The organism is Planktosalinus lacus (assembly GCF_014640155.1).
GTDB classification, from domain to species: Bacteria; Bacteroidota; Bacteroidia; order Flavobacteriales; family Flavobacteriaceae; genus Planktosalinus; species Planktosalinus lacus.
The window spans coordinates 1-2,030 of sequence record NZ_BMGK01000025.1 but is presented as its reverse complement, the minus strand read 5'-3'; the positions used below and the strand labels follow the sequence as shown (position 1 = coordinate 2,030).

The following is a 2,030-nucleotide window of genomic DNA, read 5'->3' as shown; positions in this document are numbered from 1 at the left end:
AGCCGAGAAACTCTCTGTCCCTTCTATTTTAGCTCTTATTATTAAATGGAAAACTACTATATTTATGGATAATAAATTAAACATTGTAAACATACGAGCCGAGACACGTTGCCCACAATTTATGAAATCTGTCATTTTAACAATATTTAGTCTTTTAATTTTAGGTTGTGCTAATAATAAATTAGTTGCACCAGTAAAATTTGACGGAAAATATGGATTTATTGAAAAAAATGGAAGTTGGTATTTAAAACCGCAATTTGACTCAATAAGAAACTTTACAGATGGATTTGCTGACTCTTATAAAAATGGAAAAGCTGGAATAATAAACACCAAAGGCGAGCTTGTTATTGACTATAAATACGATTTTATTGGGAACGTTTACGATGATAGATTTTTGATTTTATTAAATGACAAATACAATTACGTTGATTTAAATGGAGAGTTAATCTCATCTGCATTTTATTATGACGCAGAAGACTTCTCAAATGGACTTGCACCAATAAAATTTTCGGAAAATGGAAAATGGGGCTACATAGATAAAACAGGAATATTGCAAACCGATACAATCTATGATTATGTTTATGACTTTGATAAAAAACAAGCAAAAGTTGAGATTGGAAATGAACGTTTTATTATAAATAAAAAAGGACAAATCATTGATACGCTGAAAACTGACTATACAAAAACGAAAAGAAAATTTAGGCTGATTGGAAATTCCGACCAAGGAACACTCGGAAGAGTAAATAGAAACGGAGATGTAATAATGGAAGGAATTTATACTTCTTTTGGTTACGTCCAAAAAGACATATTTTGGTATAATAAACAAGGTAAATATGGTTTAGCTGACACAACAGGAACTATTTTGATTAAACCAATTTACGAGTACTTAACTTATTTTAGCAATAACGGACTTGCTCTCACTAAAAAAGACAACAAATTTGGATATATCAATGAAAACGGAATAGTGATAATTAACTTTAAATTTGACGAAGCTCGCGGATTTAAAAATGGATTAGCTGGAGTTAAAATAAATGGAAAATGGGGATTTATTGATAAAAAAGGACAATTTGTAATTGAACCAAAATTTGACCGTATTCAAGATGAATTTAAACCATTAAATTCTAAATTTGACAAAATGTACGATTTTGAATACGAATAAAAAACTGTGGGCAACACCGTGTATGAGCCATTGCTAGTTCCGTACTTCTTCGGAAAATCCATGCGGATTATCCTGCGGAGTTGTGTGCTTTTAATGGTTCGTGGCGAGACACGCAACGGCTCATACACAAAAACGTTGTAGCCAATTAAAAAATGAATTTCACAATAGTTGAAAATATTAGAAATCATAACGAATGGGATTCAGTAAAAGGATTTTTCACTGGACTGCTAAAGATTTTACTCTTTCTAATTCTTATTCCATTCCTTTTGATTGCATTAATATTTAGCGTATTCAAAAAAGGTGACGTAGAAAAAATAATCAACGATTGGACTGAATTTTATTCCGACAAAAATCTGACACTCGAAAGACTATTCATTGATGAGAATGAAATTCCTGACAATCTGGACTATCCTGAAGAACCGAATGACATCTATTTGTTTCAAGTTAAGTCCAAACCCGAAATACCCGAGCTAAAGGGCAGATTTTTCGATTATCAATTTGTAAAAACTGACCAAGGAATATTTCTATTGTCATTTAATGAAGAAGGTAAAGGAATGAGCATATGGTACGTTGACAGTAACGAACATCAATTTGAAAAAGTCAAAGATTTAAAATCGAGTTGGTGGAATTTTGGAGAAAAGGATGGAAAAATTACTCTGAGTACCACATTGAATAAGAAAGATATAAATATTGAAATAGAAAAAACTGGCTACAACAAAACCTATAAGCAATAGCGCCCTGCGGGACGCTACTGCTTATAGCTAAGCCGTTAAAGCCAAGTTGAATGATGGGAAAAATGGTTCAATGTGTTGCTCTAATAATATCTATAAAAAAGTAAAATTAGGTGTGTTTGCGAAAAGGAAACACAGTT

Annotated in this window: 2 protein-coding genes; both read left to right on the top strand. The window is 31.7% G+C overall.

All coding sequences use genetic code 11. The annotated features are described in order from the left end of the window. Window positions 1–1,159, top strand: a 1,159-nt coding sequence (locus IEV69_RS13730) for a WG repeat-containing protein (protein WP_229741448.1), incomplete at its 5' end; no start/stop codon positions are given. Window positions 1,160–1,311: 152 nt separating this feature from the next. Beyond that, window positions 1,312–1,893 carry a hypothetical protein gene (locus IEV69_RS13725; protein ID WP_188443404.1) on the top strand — a complete coding sequence of 194 codons (582 nt, stop codon included), beginning with the start codon at window positions 1,312–1,314 and terminating at the stop codon, window positions 1,891–1,893. The last annotated feature ends 137 nt before the right edge of the window (window positions 1,894–2,030 follow it).

Coding starts and splice junctions, on each gene's coding strand:
- IEV69_RS13725 (WP_188443404.1), top strand. CDS start 1,312: ATGAATTTCACAATAGTTGAAAATATTAGAAATCATAACGAATGGGAT.